Origin of the sequence: Roseomonas chloroacetimidivorans, from assembly GCF_049629625.1 — a bacterium.
Lineage (GTDB): Bacteria > Pseudomonadota > Alphaproteobacteria > Acetobacterales > Acetobacteraceae > Roseomonas > Roseomonas chloroacetimidivorans.
On record NZ_JBNBZS010000104.1, the window covers coordinates 1 to 15,444 of the forward strand.

Annotated in this window: 15 protein-coding genes and 2 pseudogenes; 9 read left to right on the forward strand and 8 right to left on the reverse strand. The window is 65.9% G+C overall.

Features of this window, described 5'->3' with window-relative positions:
• Positions 1 to 251: 251 nt before the first annotated feature.
• Positions 252 to 2,189: a pectate lyase family protein gene (locus ACO1BU_RS32245; RefSeq protein ID WP_424140042.1), complete on the reverse strand. Its 1,938-nt coding sequence runs from the start codon at positions 2,187 to 2,189 to the stop codon at positions 252 to 254.
• Positions 2,190 to 2,735: 546 nt separating this feature from the next.
• Between ACO1BU_RS32245 and ACO1BU_RS32250 the strand changes: the two genes are divergently transcribed.
• Positions 2,736 to 3,068, forward strand: a complete 333-nt coding sequence (locus ACO1BU_RS32250; protein WP_424140043.1) for a hypothetical protein — start codon at positions 2,736 to 2,738, stop codon at positions 3,066 to 3,068.
• 83 nt (positions 3,069 to 3,151) lie between these two features.
• On the opposite strand, the gene ACO1BU_RS32255 is transcribed toward ACO1BU_RS32250, so the two are convergent.
• On the reverse strand, positions 3,152 to 3,415 hold the full coding sequence (locus ACO1BU_RS32255; protein WP_424140044.1) for a PilZ domain-containing protein: 264 nt from the start codon (positions 3,413 to 3,415) through the stop codon (positions 3,152 to 3,154).
• Between ACO1BU_RS32255 and ACO1BU_RS32260 the strand changes: the two genes are divergently transcribed.
• Together ACO1BU_RS32260 and ACO1BU_RS32265 are read left to right on the forward strand one after the other, a co-directional pair.
• Positions 3,368 to 3,733, forward strand: a complete 366-nt coding sequence (locus tag ACO1BU_RS32260) for a COG3415 family protein (RefSeq protein WP_424140056.1) — start codon at positions 3,368 to 3,370, stop codon at positions 3,731 to 3,733. The genes ACO1BU_RS32255 and ACO1BU_RS32260 overlap by 48 nt on opposite strands.
• A 131-nt stretch (positions 3,734 to 3,864) precedes the next feature.
• A pseudogene (locus ACO1BU_RS32265) lies at positions 3,865 to 5,387 on the forward strand (ISNCY family transposase).
• 235 nt (positions 5,388 to 5,622) lie between these two features.
• Here the strand turns inward: ACO1BU_RS32265 and ACO1BU_RS32270 are convergent.
• The 4 genes and pseudogenes from ACO1BU_RS32270 to ACO1BU_RS32285 form a co-directional block, all read right to left on the reverse strand.
• On the reverse strand, positions 5,623 to 5,829 hold the full coding sequence (locus tag ACO1BU_RS32270) for a hypothetical protein (protein WP_424140045.1): 207 nt from the start codon (positions 5,827 to 5,829) through the stop codon (positions 5,623 to 5,625).
• 70 nt (positions 5,830 to 5,899) lie between these two features.
• Positions 5,900 to 6,148 (reverse strand): BrnA antitoxin family protein, encoded by a 249-nt coding sequence (locus ACO1BU_RS32275; protein ID WP_424140046.1) that lies wholly within the window; start codon positions 6,146 to 6,148, stop codon positions 5,900 to 5,902.
• Positions 6,117 to 6,380, reverse strand: a complete 264-nt coding sequence (locus tag ACO1BU_RS32280; protein ID WP_424140047.1) for a BrnT family toxin — start codon at positions 6,378 to 6,380, stop codon at positions 6,117 to 6,119. Before ACO1BU_RS32280 ends, ACO1BU_RS32275 begins: the two co-directional genes overlap by 32 nt.
• 141 nt (positions 6,381 to 6,521) lie before the next feature.
• Positions 6,522 to 6,707 (reverse strand): annotated as a pseudogene (locus ACO1BU_RS32285) (transposase domain-containing protein); the annotation flags it as partial.
• Between the two features lie 308 nt (positions 6,708 to 7,015).
• Here ACO1BU_RS32285 and ACO1BU_RS32290 point away from each other — a divergent pair.
• The 3 genes from ACO1BU_RS32290 (at position 7,016) to ACO1BU_RS32300 (ending at position 10,884) form a co-directional block, all read left to right on the forward strand.
• Positions 7,016 to 7,222 carry a hypothetical protein gene (locus tag ACO1BU_RS32290; protein ID WP_424140048.1) on the forward strand — a complete coding sequence of 69 codons (207 nt, stop codon included), beginning with the start codon at positions 7,016 to 7,018 and terminating at the stop codon, positions 7,220 to 7,222.
• A gap of 362 nt (positions 7,223 to 7,584) precedes the next feature.
• The gene (locus tag ACO1BU_RS32295; protein WP_424140049.1) at positions 7,585 to 9,252 is read left to right on the forward strand and encodes an amidase; all 1,668 of its coding nucleotides are present in this window, start codon (positions 7,585 to 7,587) and stop codon (positions 9,250 to 9,252) included.
• Positions 9,253 to 9,255: 3 nt separating this feature from the next.
• Positions 9,256 to 10,884 carry an ABC transporter substrate-binding protein gene (locus tag ACO1BU_RS32300; RefSeq protein ID WP_424140050.1) on the forward strand — a complete coding sequence of 543 codons (1,629 nt, stop codon included), beginning with the start codon at positions 9,256 to 9,258 and terminating at the stop codon, positions 10,882 to 10,884.
• Between the two features lie 609 nt (positions 10,885 to 11,493).
• Here ACO1BU_RS32300 and ACO1BU_RS32305 read toward each other — a convergent pair.
• Positions 11,494 to 12,231: an aspartate/glutamate racemase family protein gene (locus tag ACO1BU_RS32305; RefSeq protein WP_424140051.1), complete on the reverse strand. Its 738-nt coding sequence runs from the start codon at positions 12,229 to 12,231 to the stop codon at positions 11,494 to 11,496.
• Between the two features lie 265 nt (positions 12,232 to 12,496).
• Between ACO1BU_RS32305 and ACO1BU_RS32310 the strand changes: the two genes are divergently transcribed.
• From ACO1BU_RS32310 to ACO1BU_RS32320, 3 genes are read left to right on the forward strand one after another with little or no spacing between them, the layout of a single operon-like run.
• The gene (locus ACO1BU_RS32310) at positions 12,497 to 13,435 is read left to right on the forward strand and encodes an ABC transporter substrate-binding protein (protein WP_424140052.1); all 939 of its coding nucleotides are present in this window, start codon (positions 12,497 to 12,499) and stop codon (positions 13,433 to 13,435) included.
• 10 nt (positions 13,436 to 13,445) lie between these two features.
• Positions 13,446 to 14,204: an ABC transporter permease gene (locus ACO1BU_RS32315; RefSeq protein WP_424140053.1), complete on the forward strand. Its 759-nt coding sequence runs from the start codon at positions 13,446 to 13,448 to the stop codon at positions 14,202 to 14,204.
• Positions 14,204 to 15,001, forward strand: coding sequence for an ABC transporter ATP-binding protein (locus ACO1BU_RS32320; protein ID WP_424140054.1), 798 nt, complete (start codon positions 14,204 to 14,206; stop codon positions 14,999 to 15,001). The genes ACO1BU_RS32315 and ACO1BU_RS32320 overlap by 1 nt, the downstream gene beginning before the upstream one ends.
• Positions 15,002 to 15,043: 42 nt before the next feature.
• On the opposite strand, the gene ACO1BU_RS32325 is transcribed toward ACO1BU_RS32320, so the two are convergent.
• Positions 15,044 to 15,313, reverse strand: coding sequence for a transposase (locus ACO1BU_RS32325; protein ID WP_424140055.1), 270 nt, complete (start codon positions 15,311 to 15,313; stop codon positions 15,044 to 15,046).
• Positions 15,314 to 15,444 lie beyond the last annotated feature (131 nt).

A 15,444-nucleotide genomic window follows, 5' to 3' on the forward strand; every position in this document is an offset into this window, starting at 1 on the left:
GACAGGCCGGACATAAGGGCGCACCTGACCGGATCTTTCACCAACACGAGCCTTTCGGCAGCACTTGCGAGGAACAGGTCTTGTATGGCGAAACATGTTCGCGCGCCGGTCGGCGTGTGACCAGGACAGCGACAGCACCTTGCCCTGCAACATCCCGGATCATAATGCCGCAGAGAGCAGATGCTCGTTGCCAGGCCTGGGCCGTCCACATAAGGAGCCGGGGCCAGTGGTGCTGGTGTGTAGAGCGGTGCTTAGAAGATGAAGTCGGAGGCGGCCATGGCGTGGTGGCCGGATAGCTCGATCTGGAAGTCGGCCTTGCCGTCGCCGGTCAGATCGGCCTCGACCAGCGTGTTGGCGCCGGACTGGATTACATGCAGTTCGCCGGCCTGCCTGGTGAAGGCATGGTCGCCGATGAAGGAGAAGGCATCGTCGCCGCTGGTATTCGGCATGGCGTCGATCAGGGAGAGGTCGATCACGTCGCCATGGCCGAAGTCGAGGATGACGTCGTGTCCGCTTCCCACTTTGGAGTCGAGGAGCTGGGAGAAGACGAAGCTGTCGTTCCCCGAACCGCCCGACAGGGTGTCGCTGTCCAGCCCGCCGATCAGGTGATCGTCGCCGGAGCTGCCGGTGAGCGTGTCCCTGCCCGCGCTGCCGGCCAGGATGTCGTCTCCCGAGCCGCCGCTGAGCGTGTCGTTGCCTGCCCCGCCATCGAGGTTGTCGTTGTCCGCGCCGCCGGAGAGGCTGTCATTGCCGTCTCCGCCGATCAGAGTGTCGTTGCCGTTGCCGCCCAGGAGCGTGTCGGCGCTGGCCCCGCCATCCAGCCGGTCGTCCCCGGCCCCGCCGTCGAGCGTGTCGTTGGCGTTGCCGCCCTCGAGGAAGTCATTGCCGTTGCCGCCGTCGAGGCTGTCATTACCGCTGCCGCCGATCAGGTGGTCGTCGCCGTTGCCGCCCAGGATGGTGTCATTGCCGGAGGCGCCGTCGATGGTGTCAGCACCGGTCGTGCCCTTCAGGTGATCCGCCGCGCCGGTTCCGGTGATCGAGGTGATGCTGTCAGCCGGAGCCGAGCTGGAGGGGGGCGCCGTCTCGATCGGGGCGGGCAAGGCGGTGGATTCATCGCTGCCTCGAGCAGTCGTGTCCGGAGCGGCGATCTCGGGAGCGGTGACCTCCGGAGCAGTGACCTGCGGTGCGGTGCTGTCCTGCGGGGCCGTGCTCGAGTTGGCGGGGACCGAAGCGCTATCGCCGGAGACATCCTCCGCCAGGTTGAGTTTGCCCACGCCGGCATTGGCCGTGACATAGGCCTTCACGGTCGAGGTAGCGTCGAGAGTGTAGGCGTAGGGCACCGTGTAGTCGGTCGTGGACTTGCCGTCGGCCGCATTGGCCTCGCCCTTGTCCATCTTGCTCCATTCGACGTTGTCGAACTCGTTGCCGCTGAGGTTCCAGTAGCCGATCTCGGGGCTGTCGACGCTCACGATCGGGTCGCGCACATTCTCGAAGACGTTGTTCTCGACCTGCCCCTCAGCGCCCATGCGCAGGTTCACGGCCGATTCCGACACATCCTTGTAGTAGTTGTCATAGACATGCACCTCGCCGTCGCGGACCAGCGGGGCGCGGGAACCGATGTTCTCGAACAGGTTGTGGTCAAAGGTGGTGTAGCGGGCGCCGGCATCGCCGTCGGTATAGCCGTTCAGCGAGACCTTATGGTGATCGTGGAAGTAGTTGTTGGAGACGGTGACGTATTCCACGCCCTTTTTCATGTCGACCAGGCCGTCGTAGTAGTCCTTGCCCATGTCCGTGCTGTCGTAGAACTCGTTGTGGTCGATCCAGATGTTGTGGGAGCCACCCTCGATGCCGAGCGCGTCGCCCTCCCCGCCATGAACGTCGTGGATCACCAGGTTCTGGAAGATCAGGTTGGAGGAGGCGCCCTTTACCTGGAAGCCGATACCGTCGAGTTCGCCACCATCCCCGGCACCGATGATCGAGAGATTATGGACGTCATTGAGCACCAGCTTGTCAGCGCCCGTATTGGCGGCGGTGATCTCGCCCTGGACGATGATGGTCAGGGGCGCGTCCGCGGCCTGCTTGACGGCGGCCAGCAGTTCCTTTCCGGTCGTGACAGTTACTGTTGCGCCACCGGCTCCGCCCGTGGTCCCGCCGTTCATCGCTGCGAAGCCGTGAACCTGATCAGACATGATCAATCCGTTTCCAGTGCTCGCGGCGAGGCCGCAGTTGTTGAGGGCCGCGGGATGGGGATCCCGCAGTCGAAGAGGCTCGTGACCAGAGTCTTGGTCAGGTCTTTGACTTGAAGTCCGGTGTTTTGTTCTGTCGGTTCGGTGTTGGTCCGGCTGGACAACTTGAGGAGGTCCGATCCCCTCGTCTGAGACGGTAGGTATCAGCCGGTCGGGCCATCCGCAATGGCATTATCACATTTGCGTGATTAACCACGCTGATTGCAGTTTTTCTGAGCTGCGCAACCGTAAGTTTTAGGAATTGTTACGTAAATCCGTGTAAATGTGATTGCCTACGGCCTCGTGTCGCGTCTTTGTGATGACGAGGCACAGGCGGGTTTCCGGTGGGCTCCGTCGAGAGATGTCGTGAGGAGCTGGTGCGTTGTCAGGCTCGCAGGCGCAGCTGGGCCGAGGGAGCCTGGCTCTCCCCACCTTCCGCGAGGCTTCCGCTATTCGGCCGAGAAATCCGATACGCCCTATGGCTGTGTCCCTGCTTCAGCCTGGGCCTGCATGATGCTGAACCACCATTCCGGTCTCATCGACCGTTCGCCAGGTCCAGGGCGTTGTGCCGCCGACCTTGAGCGTGACCTCATCGAGGTGCCCCTTGTCACGGCCTGCGGTCGTCGTCGGCGGATCTGGCAGGCGAAGGTGTGGCCGAACTTGCGGCTCCATCCTCTCGTGGCTGACCGCGATGCCAGGCAAGGCCGGCATCTCCTCCAGCATGCGCAGGTTCAGCGGGAAGCGGAGGTCGACCACACCGCGCGGCCGATGTTCTCGGCCGGGAAACAAAAGCCGGCGGAGCTGGAGCAACGCTGGTCCGGGTATCAGCTGGCCAGCCACTAAGCGCTTTGTGCCCGCGGCCGGACAAGGCCTCGTCGCGGACCGCAGAGAGGCTGTGGCAGCCAATCTCCCCTGATCGGCCCAAGTCAGCGCACGATCGTAAGCGCCTTGCGTCGGCTCAGAAACTCGAACCCGATCTCATGGTCCCGCTGCCAGCAGCGCTGCGCCACACGGACCTGCCCTTTTGGAAGCCGCAGGATCACCCGCTCCGGGACATCTGAGGAGGTAAAAAGACGTACCCCAGCGCCAGTTAGCGAAAGATTCGTGAGCGCGCAGTCCAGGGACCTGTCACCAAAGACAATTTGCGTCGCTTTGAGCATGTTGAGTCGAGCTGCGCGTCGCCGTTCCATGTCAGCCTTCCCTCTCAAGACTGCACGGAGTGCAACAACCTTCAGTTGTATGTCCAGCAGAAAGACTGCTCTGAGGGAAGGCTGTTTACGCCTACGGCCCCGGCCAGGATCGGCGGTTACCGCAAGCCCCTACTGGCCGGGCAGGAAGAGTTCCTCCGCGAGCTGACGGCCAGCCGCAAGGGGACCACCCTGGCGGAGATCCGGGCGGCCCTGATCGAGCGCGGCGTGGCGCCGGTATCGCTGATGACGATCTGGAGCATGCTGAAGCGGATCGACCAGTCACACAAAAAAACTAGGTTGGCAAAGCTAGCTGTCTGATGACCTGATCCCTGCTGCGGCGCGAGCAGCTAAGAGGATGGACGATGGGCAGGCTGTTGGCTCGGGGGCGGCCCGAGCGCGAGCGTGTTCTGGTTCCGGCACGGCGGCTGTGCCCGGCCTGCGGGGGCACGATGCGCATCCGCTACGAGAACCGCCGCACCCTGGCAACTCTGAGCGGCGCGGTGCGACTGCGGCTGAAGATCCGGCGCTACGAGGTGGTGGGCTGCGTCCGTCACCACCGTCCGTATCGGCCGGAGGCGGAGGGGGTACTTGCCCTGCCGCAGCATGAGTTTGGCCTGGATTTGGTGGCGCTGGTGGGCCTGCTGCGGCACCGGGACCATCGCTCCGTGCCGGAGATCCACGCTGTGCTGCGCGGCGGCGGGGTGGAGATTGCCGAGCGCAGCGTGACCAATCTGCTGGACCGCTACGACGAGTTGCTGGCCACTGCCCTGACCGATGCCTCGCGGCTGCGGCTGCGGCGCGTGCTGGGCGAGCAGGGCCGGGCCATCCTGGCGCTGGACGGCCTGCAGCCCGACGTGGGGCATGAGGTGCTGTGGGTGGTGCGCGAATGCCTATCGGGCGAGGTGGTGCTGGCGCGCAGCCTGCTGTCGGGCACGGCCGAGGACCTGGCCCCCCGGCTGCGGGAGGCGGCAGACGCGATCGGAGTGCCGGTGGAGGGGGTGATCAGCGACGGGCAGACCTCGATCCGCCGCGCGGTCGCCCAGGCGCTGCCCGGAGTGCCGCACCAACTCTGCCAGTTCCACTTCCTGCGCGAAGCGGCGAACCCGGTCTACGAGGCGGATCGGCACGCCAAGAAGGAACTCAAGAAGCAGGTCCGCGGCGTCCGCCCGATCGAGCGCGCGGTGGAAGGGCGCAACGATGCCGGTTCGGAGGTGGTGCGCGGCTACTGTGCCGCGGTGCGCAGCGCCATCACCGATGACGGGCGCACCCCGCTCGCGGCCCCCGGCCTGAAGCTGAAGGGGCGCCTGGAGGCAGTGGCGGGCAGCCTGGATCGGGTGCTGGAAAAGGGGGCGAGGTCATCCCGGCGCCGCTCGCGCGACTGCGCCGACTGATTGGCCGCGGCTTGGAGGGCACGGCCTCGCTCTGGCCCGACATCGAGCGTGCATACAGCTGGGTGCATGCGGCCGCTCGGGTGCTGGGCAACGCTGCGGGCGAGGGCGAGGCGCGCGTGCGGCGCCGGTTCGACGGGCTGGTGGCCGCCATCGGCCGGCATCGCCACCACGCCGGCAGCCTGGCCCCCGCGATCGAGCATTTCGTCAAGGTCTTCCGCAGCTATCGCCCCGGCTTGTTCCACTGCTGCGCCGTGCCGGGCCTGCCGCGAACCAACAACGATCTCGAGCAGATCTTCGGTTCCCAGCGCTACCACGAGCGGCGGGCCAAAGGGCGCAAGGCAGCCTCGCCAGCGGCCGTGCTGCGCGGCGAGGTGCGCCTGATCGCTGCCTCCGCGACCCGGCTGTGCCCGCCTGCCGCCCGGGACCTGGGATGCGTCAACCGGCAGCAATGGGGCGAACTCCGCCGGCGGCTGGACCGACGGCGTCAGGCGCGGACCCTGCGCACCCGGTTCCGTCGTGATCCCGACGCTTATCTCGCTGCCCTCGAACTCCGAGTTCGCCAGCTAGCTTTGCCAACCTAGGAAAAAAGACGGCAGCCGAAGCCGCCGCCGAGTTTAGGGAGGAAACGTCCAAGATGCAGCAACCCGGCAACTCCGGGTTGCTGCGTTGGACACTGTTGGCAGTTCGTCTCCCTCACGCAATACAATTGTGCGGCGCACAATGGCGGTCGTGCATCTCTGATCGGTGCCGGACCGAGTTGCCACCCAGAAGCCGCCGCCCGTCGTTCCATCCACCCCCGCAGGTAGGTGGTCGAGGTTAGGGCTTGTCCACCACCACCTCGACGCTGGGAGGCACAAGGGGATTACACTGGTCGGCGTTCTGGACCTCGTCTTCGTGAACTTTGATGCCTACAAGGAGACCAAGGCCTAAGGCGGCTTGAATGGCCTCGTTCAGCGCACGAGCAGCCTGCTGCACGGTCTCGACCGCCTGCATGTCGCGACTGGCCTTGTGGGCGATCTTCATAGCGCGTCTCCTTCAATCTATCCCGTCAGGACTGGGCGAGAAGTCACTTCGCCCCTCGCCCAGAGCGTGCTCACCGGTCTAGCCAGGCGCGCACTGCCTCATTCAGGCGGCTTTGCCACCCCGGCCCCGATGCCCGCAGACGGTCCAGCAGGTCCGCATCCAGGCGGACGGAGACGAGCTTCTTCGGCGCCGCAGAAGGCGGCCGGCCGCGCCGGATCATCGTATCCCCGTGCCGGATCTCTGCGCGCTCGAAGAACTCGCGCGTCAGGGGCGGCGCGTCGTCGGGGTCAACCCAGCCAGTTTCGTTCCTCGTCGGCATGTCCATACCTCATGGAGATGATGCGGCGGGCCGTGCCGCGCGGGGTCCACACCAGCACCACAAAGCGACCGCGCAGGTAGCCTGCGGTGATGAAGCGGGGCTCACCGTATTCGTGCCGCTCGTCCGGCGCCGTAGCGGTGATGCCCCTGAACACCTCGGCCGCATCGCTGAAGTCGAGACCACGCTCCTGGAGCGTCCTGTCTCGCTTCGCGGGGTCGAAGGTGATCTCCATAGGATTTTGTAGCTACAGCAAGTAGACCTGTCAATCTCGTAGCTACGAAAATGGCGAGATAACGCCATTAGATCGAGCAGCCTCTTCCCACTCGATAATGGTAAGCGAGGACTACAGACCCTTGCCGGGCGCGGCTGACGATCAGCCCGTTTTCGCCTTGGCCCAGTGCCAGGGCATGAGCTGATCGATGCGGCTGTTGGGCCAGCCCTCGACGAGGCGGGTCAGCAGGTCGATGAGATAGCGCTGCGGGTCGACGCCCTTCAGCTTGCACGTTTCCACGAGGGAGGCGAGGTCGGCCCAGCGGCGCCCTCCGTCATCCACCGCCGCACCACTGTGGTGCATGGATCGAAGGTGCGATCGTATGACGCCCTACCTCATCCAGGCTCATGCAATGCGGAGGTACTCTGCGCGTCCCAGGTCCAACACCCGGTTCAGGCCACTCGTGGCGATGACCACCTCGGTGGTATGACGGGCACTGTCACGTTCTCCGGCCCTGGTCGGAGTGAGATGGCTGGGCCACGCTGGCGGGATGCCGTCCGTGCTGCTGATGAACGAGGCCTTCGGCGCGCTGGACGTCCAGACCCGAGAGGTGCTCCAGGAGAAGTTGCTGAGCTCTGGGAGCAGCACCGCAGATCGTGGTTTTCGCCATACACAGCATTTCCGGGAGCATCTTCCTGGCCTATCGGATCGTGGTGATTGCGACGCGGCCCAGCTCGATCACGGAGGTCATTGGCCTCGACCTGCCTCGTCCGCGCCACCGTAGCAACCCGGCCTTCACGGCGCTGAAGCGCTATATGAAGCAGATGGTCCGCGCCGAGGTGCAGAAGCTCGACGTGCTCTGACCGCTGCGGACGCGATCAGGCATGGCATCGCAAGCTATCTTGTCCGCCACTGCTGGCACGTGTCTTGCTCAACGTTCTCTACGTGTTTTCGGCCCCTCGGTCCGATCCCCCTCTCGCGGAAGGCTCCGGACGATGCAGATCGGTGTTCCGCCGCCCCGTGGGCGGGACCGCAGCCCCATGCCGGTCCGTTCGAACCGAGCTGCGCTGGTCCGTTTCCGGGTGCCCCTCATGGTTAGGTGCAAGGTCGTGGCACCAGTCCACCGCCGGAGACACCCGGCGGGCTTAGCTGGCCACGAGGCCTTCGCCGCGCCGAGCCACGTTCAGGGCACTCGAACTTCCCGTTCCCGCACAGGAGTTGACCCTTGCCCGACCTTACGACCCCGCCCGAGACCTATCTGGCCTTCATGACCGTATCGGAGGCATCGACGCTCATTGCCCAACGCAAGCTGTCGCCGATCGAGCTGACGAAGGCTCTGATCGCCCGGGCCGAGGCACTCGACGCGCAACTCAACGCCTATCTTCGCCCGGCCTTCGGCCTGGCGATGGAGCAGGCGAAGGCCGCCGAGGACGAGATCATGCAGGGCGGGCCGAAGGGGCCGCTGCACGGCATCCCTTTCGGCGTGAAGGACGTCTTCGCCGCCGCCGGCATGCCCACCACCGGCCAGTCCCGCATCTATGCGGACAGTATGGCGGCCGAGGACGCGACATCGGTCGCCAGGCTGCGGCAGGGTGGCGCGGTGCTGCTGGGCAAGCTCTCCACGCATGAGGGGGCACATGGCGGGCCCTCTTTCGACCTGGCCTGGCCACCGGCCCGCAATCCGTGGAACCGGGATCATTTCACCGGTGGGTCCTCGTCCGGCTCCGGTGCCGCGGTGGCGGCGGGCTTCATGCCGGCGGCCTTCGGCACGGACACGGGCGGCTCCATCCGGAACCCGGCGGCGCTTTGCGGGCTGGTCGGGCTGAAGCCCACCTATGGGCTGGTCAGCCGCAGCGGCGTGATGCCCAACTCCTACAGCTACGATCACGCGGGGCCGCTGACCTGGACGGTGCGGGATTGCGCCATGATCCTTCAAGGCATGGCAGGCTACGACCCGCGCGACCCCGGCAGCACCGACCGCTCCGTGCCCGATTACACGGCGGCCTTGAACGGCGACGTCAAGGGCCTGCGCATCGGTGTCCTCCGGCATTTCTACGAGGAGGATGCCAAGACCCCGCCGGCCGTGAAGCCCGCGCTGGAAGCGGCCTATGACACGCTGCGCAAGCTTGGCGCCGTGCTGGAGGATGTCCGCATCCGCCCCGCCAGAGAATATTTCGACGTGAAGGTGGTCGTGGCAGAAAGCGAGATCTTCGCGGTGCACGAAAAGCACCTGCGTGAGCGCCCCAATGACTTCGGCGAGGACTTTCTTGCGCGCATCACTCCGGCGGTGATGATCCGCGGCACGGATTACGCGCAGGGGCAGCGTTTGCGCCGCATCATGCTTGCGGAGTTCGAGGCTGTTTACGCGAAATACGACGTGCTGATCACGGCCGGCCCGAGCCTGGCGCCGCGCCTGGACGCCTGGAAGCCCATCAGGTTCTGGCAGAGCCATTCCTCCCTTACCACCGCCTTCAATGTCTCGGGCGGCCCCGCGCTCGTGCAATGCATCGGGTTCGAGGGTGGGTTGCCGATCTCCATGCAGGTCGTCGGGCGCCCCTTCGACGAGGAGACCGTCCTGCGCGTCGCCGATGCCTATGAGCGTGCGACCCCCTGGCGCGATACCCGGCCGAAGCTGGACCCGAAGGCCTCCTTCAGCACGGCACTGCCCCCGGTGCCCGATCCGGAACCGGTCACCTTGAACCAGGCCGAGCAGGACGAGATGGTAGTACTCTGCCGCGCCGCCGGGATCACCCGGCTGAATGAGCGCAACATGCAGCACTTCTTCTCCGCCGTCCCTTATATGCGCGCGATGCTGGAGCGGATGCAGCGCCCGGACAACTTCTCCGATGAGCCGGCCAACGTGTTCCAGTTCCTCAAGGCGGGGGTGGCCTGAGCCATGGCATTCTTTCCAATCAGCCGGCGCGCCGCCCTCGGGCTGGCGGCCGCAGCCACGCTGCCCATGCCCGATGCCGAGGCCGCCGAACCACGCGGCGGCGAGTTGCGCATTGGCATGACGGCGGCCGATGTCCCCACCGCCCGTGGGGCACCCGATCAGGGTGGCGAGGGCATCCGCTGGATGGGCTTCACCATCTACGACTCCCTCGTCTACTGGAATCTGAATCAGGAGCAGACGATCCCGGACATCGTCCCGGCCCTGGCGCAGAAATTTTATCCAAACCCTGAGAACGAGAAGGAGTGGATCTTCGAGCTGCGGCGCGATGTCACCTTCCATGACGGATCGGCCTTCAACGCGGATGCCGTGATCTGGAATATCGAGAAGATCCTGAAGACGGATGCGCCCCAATACGATCCGCAGCAGCGGCTGACGCTCTCCTTCCGCATGCCCGGCGTGAAGACCTGGCGGCGCATTGATGAGTACACCGTGGGCATCGGCAGCGACACGCCGGATGCCTCGATGCTGGACCAGGTGGTGTTCCTGCACATCTCCAGCCCGGAGCAGTGGCGGAAGCTTGGCGGCTGGGCCGCTTTCAGCCAGAAGCCCAGCGGCACGGGACCCTTCAAGGTACAGGAGATCGTGCCGCGCCAGCGCGCGGTGATGGTGCCGAACGAGAAATACTGGGACGTGCAGCGGCGGCCAAAGCTGGACCGCCTCGTCCTGCTGCCGCTGCCGGATGCCAACACGCGAATGGCCGCGCTGATGTCGGGGCAGGTGAACTTCATCGAGGCGCCGCCGCCGGACGGGATCGAGCAGCTGCGTTCCAGCGGTTTCATCATCAGGACGAACCCATACCCGCATGTGTGGCCCTACATCCTGCGCGTCTCGGGCGAGAACACGCCCCTGGCCGATGTCCGCGTGCGGCGTGCCCTCAACCTGGCGATCGATCGCGACGAGGTGGTCGCGCTGCTCGGCGGCATGGCGGAGCCGGCCTATGGCATGGTGCTGAAGAGCAGCCCCTGGTTTGGCCATCCGAAATTCCAGATCCGCTATGATCCGAACGAGGCGAAGCGCCTGCTGGCCGAGGCCGGCTATGGACCGGGGAAGCCGCTGCGCCTCACTTTCATGATCTCGCCCTCTGGCTCGGGCCAGATGCAGCCTCTGCCGATGAACGAACTGGTGCAGCAGCAACTGGCCGCAGTAGGCGTCGAGTTGCGATTCAGCGTCGTCGAATGGAACGCGATGCGGGGGCAGCGCTCCAAGGGGCCGCTCGACCCCTCGGCGCGGGAGGTGCATGCGCTGAACAATAGCATGGGCACTTCAACGCCCTTTGACGCCTTCTTTCGGCACTTCAGCTGTGATGCCGCGCCGCCGGCCGGGCTGAACTGGGCAGGGGTCTGCGATGCGGAAATGCAGCCCCTGATGGAACAGGCGGCCCGGACCTTCGACGTGGCGGAGCGCGACAAGATCGTCGCGAAGATTCATGAGCGGGTGGTCGATGAGGCCTATTGGCTCTGGGTGGTGCATGACGTGAACCCGCGCGGGCTGGCGCCCGAGGTCAAGGGGTTCCAACAGGCCCGCAGCTGGTACCAGGACCTGACACAGGTCTACATCCAGAAGGGCCGCTGACCGCAGGGACGCCAACTCCGTGAGCGGAAGCTTCGAGTGGCCGGAAGCAGTGCGGATCCGTGCTGAGAGCATCAGCCAAGACCCTGGCGTCACGCTGTCGTCCTTGTGCCCGCGACGGTGTGGCGGTCACTGAAGCGATCGAGCATGGTCCTGAGCACCGGGCCATGCAGCTTCTCGGCGGCAACGGGGATCCTTCTGGGCGTAGTACCGGACCGTTCGACCGACCAGTCACAAAGGGCTGCAAGGCCTCCCCGCCGCCGTGCTCGAAGGCGCGCTCTGCGGCTGGTTTACCCCAGAGATCGAGAAGCCCGACCTGGTGTGCGGTCGAGGCCCAGTTGACCCCTGCCAACCATTGGCACGTATCGTCCATCGCTCGTCCGCATCACATGCGAGCCGCTGCGACGTCATGCCGGTCACTGTACAATCGCGTGAACCCGAACCCGCCGGAGCCCACTGCGCCTTCGAGCTATTGCGTGCAACGCAGTCACCCTGATGAATTCAACTGCTGGGTATGGGCCTTCCTGGTGTAGGGGGGATTGCGGCCGCTCGCCGGAGCGGGAGCCGCACGCCCCGGTGTCCTCCATCACCGGAATGAAGTAGCCGGTGAGACTACCCTTCGAAAAGCCGGCGAAGACTTGGGGAGAGTCGTGTCATCGGCTTCTGCGCCGGCCGCCGGAAGCTGCCGGCTGTCGCCTTGCGCAGCCGCAGGGACACCAGGGTCTCGATCTGCCGGACCGCGGCAGTCACGCCATCCAGCAGCGGGACCGTAACCTGATCGGCGACCTGCGCCGCAAGGCCGGCCAGCGGCGCCCCGCCAAGGATGCAGACATCCGCGCCGGCGGCCACGGCGCGGCCACACAGTTCGACCAAGCGGGCTGCCTTCTCCTCGGCCACGCCGGCGATCCCGGTAAAGGGCTCGTCGAGGCAGAACACGCCGGCACAGCGGTCGGCGAGACCATTGTACTCGACGCATTCCAGGTACCAGGGCTCCAGCGAGGTGGAGAAGGTCACGATCGCGAAGCGGCGGCCCAGCATGCATGCGGTCAGCATGGACGCCTCCGCCATGCCGACCACGGGGACTGTTAGCAACTCCCGTGCCGCGCCCAGCCCCGGATCGGCGAAGGCGCCGATGATCACGCCATCGGCCTCCGCCGCATGCGCCGCTAGCAGATCCAGCACCGAGGCGGCTCCCAGCACGGCCTCGGCCCGCGTGGCGATATAGGGAGATCCGGTCGCGGCCGTCACCGCGTGAATCGTGCTTTCGGGGGCAGCGGCGGCGCGGGCCACCTCAGCGATGCGATCCGTTACGGATTGGCTGGTGTTGGGATTGATGAGGAGCAATCGCATTCCCGCATCCTTCATCGCAACGTTCCGGCACCGCGATGTGTCGCAGGCGGCCGGTCTCGTGCAGGTGGTTCTGTCGGGCCGGTCTGGGGCCGGTCCGTGCGCGGAGGGTAAGGTAGGTCAGGCATCGGCGCCACGGGGCAGGCGCCGAAAGGTGAGCGGAGGCCGGCACTGGCCTCAATTTTGCTTCGATGGAACGGCGAGCCGCCCGCTAGATTCCAAGGGCCGGACGCACCGCACCGCTGTGTCCCAAGCCAGAGGGTTCTCCATGCCGTTCTGTCGCCCGACTTCACGCCGTGCCTTCCTCGCCGCCGCGCTGCTCGCCGCCCCGGCGGTACTGCCCCGCAGGGCACTCGGCCAGACGCGTAAAATCAAGATCGGTTCCGCCTTCACCACGACCACCAACGCCGCCTTCTTGCTGCCCGACATCCTGAAGGCCGATGGGGTGGAAGCGGAGGTCGTGACCTTCCCCAGCCTCGTGCAGCGCATGCAGGCCGTGGCCTCCGGCGATACCGACGTGGGCAATGGCGGCCTTTCCGCGACCATGCAGGTCTCCACGCGCGGCTTCCCCATGGCCGTGCTGGCGAATGGCTGCGATGGGGGTTGGCTGCTCGTTGCCAAGAAGGAAATCACGAGCTTTGCCGGGCTGCGCGGTAAGAAGATCGCCGTGCAGCAGGGTTCGATCGGCCTCGTCTCGCTAGCCTGGAAGCTGAAGCATGAAGGGCTCGACGGCATGACCGAGCTGGTCTTCATGGATAACGACAAGATGCCGATCCCGCTCTACCGCGGCGATGTGGACGCGATCCTGGCCTTCGAGCCCTATGCCGCCATGGCCGTGGTCAATGGCTGGGGCAACACGCTGTGGACGCCCTACGACACCCCGATGGGCAAGACCAATCTGGGCTTCGTGGCCTCGCAGAAGTTCATCGAGCGGGAGCCTGACCTCACCCGCTTGATCGTGCAGGCCCACAAGAAGGCGACACAGCGTATCATCGACGATCCCTCCATCGCGCTGCAAACAACGATGAGGCAGTTCAACATGCCGCGGCCCGTCGCGGAGAAGTCGAACGCCAACCTGTTCTTCTCCTACGAGTCCGGCGAGGCCTTCCAGACCGGCCTGCACAACCTGGCCGGCATGATGGTCGAATCCCGCCTGCTGGAGCGCGAGCCGGAGTGGAGCAGCTTCATCAACACCCGCTTTCTCTGAGGCCGTCCACTTGCAAGGACGCCTTCTCGGCCTGCTTCCTATCGCCGTTGTCCTCGCTGTCTGGCAGCTAGCAGCAATGGCGGAGCTCTACCCGACCATCCTGCTGCCGCCGCCGATCGACGTGGCCCGGGTGTTCCTCAGCGATCCCGGTGAACTGGGTACGCATGCGCTGGCCAGCATCACGCGCGTCGTCCTCGGCGTCGGGATCGCCGTGCTCTTCGCCGTGCCGCTCGGCCTCCTGATCGGGCGCTACCGCCTGCTGGACCGGCTGACCGACTGGTCGATCCAGGTGTTCCGCTCCTTTCCGCCAATCTCGCTCATCCCACTCGCCATCCTGTTCTTCGGCATCGGCGACAAGCCGGCGATCATCCTTATCTTTCTCTCCGCCTTCTGGCCGCTTCTCATCAACACGATCTTCGGCGTGCGCGGCGTCGACCAGACCCTGCTCCGCGTCGCCCGCGTCACCCGCGCCGGTGAGGGGCTGGTGCTGCGCGACGTGCTGCTGCCGAACGCGATGCCGGCGATCCTGACCGGGCTGCGCCTGGCCGTCGGCGGCGCCTGGCTCACCGTGGTGACGGCCGAGATGATCGCGGTGCGCTCCGGCCTCGGATACATGATCCTAAACGCGCAGATGACCTTCCGCTCCGACCTCATTATTGCCGGCATCGTCGTTATTGGGGCCATCGGTCTGTTGGCCGACCAGGGCATCCGCCTCCTTCGGGGCGTGCTCTGCCCATGGGAGGCCGGATTGACCGCGGACCCGGTCTGATGGCGGCCACCGGAGACGATGTGGCGAAGGCGGCCGCCGCAACGGGCCTGCGCCGCGCCTTTCTGGAGTGTATCGGCGTTGGAAAGCGCTTCTCCGGCCGGGGTGGCGAGGTGGAGGCCCTCAGCGGGATCGATCTCACCTGCGCCCCGGGCGAGTTCGTCTGCCTTCTCGGCGCCTCGGGATGCGGCAAATCGACGCTGCTGCAGATCATCGCGGGGTTGGAGAGCGTGACGACAGGCGATGTCGTGGTGAACGGCCGCGAGATCGACGGCCCCTCCCGCGACCTCGCCTTTGTCTTCCAGGACCACGGCCTGTTTCCCTGGATGACGGTTGAGCGGAACGTCGCCTTCAACCTCAAGGCCCGCGGCATCGGCCGCGCCGAACGGCGTGATACCGCCGCCCGCTTCCTCGACATGGTCGGGCTCGCGCCCTTCGCGAAGCGCTATCCGCACGAGCTCTCCGGCGGCATGAAGCAGCGCGTCGGCATCGCCCGTGCGCTGACTACCGGGCCGAAGCTGCTGCTCATGGACGAGCCATTCGGCGCGCTGGACACCCAGACTCGCGCCAATCTGCAGAGCGAGCTCTTGCGGATCTGGGCAACCACCGCCACCACCGTGCTGTTCGTCACGCACAGCATCGATGAGGCCGTCATCCTGGCCGACCGGATCGTCGTGTTCCACCCGCGTCCCGGGCGAATCCGCGCTATCGTCCCGGTGGAACTGCCGCGCCCGCGCCACGTGCATGCCCCGGCGTTCGGGGCGCTGTGCCGGGAGTTGGAGGGGCTCGTGGTGGCGTAGGTCTTGGGTCGCTCTTATTGATCCGGCTTGGGTGATCTTGAGCTACGCGGCGTAGCGGAAGGTTTTATACCCGAAGAAGCTGCGGACGCGGTGAGGCGATTTTGACAGCTTGCGCATGTGCCCAATGACTGCGCGCTTGAGCTGCTCCTTGCTGCGCGCCGGCTCCTGACGGGTGACCGCCTGCTTCAGGTCACCGTTGATCCCCTCGTCCGGATTGAGCTCGGGGCTGTAGCCGGGCAGGTAGAACACCTCGATCTCGGCTTCCCGCCCGGCCAGCCAGGCGCGGACCTTGGCCGAGCGATGGACCGGCAGGCGGTGTGAACCGCCCCGGGTTTGTCGGCAACTGTAATCAGGTTGCGGCGTCGAGACGGTAGTCTGTTTCGCTGGCGACCATTGCGTTGAGCGTGACGAGGAGCTTGCGAGCCGTGGCGGTCAGGATGGCC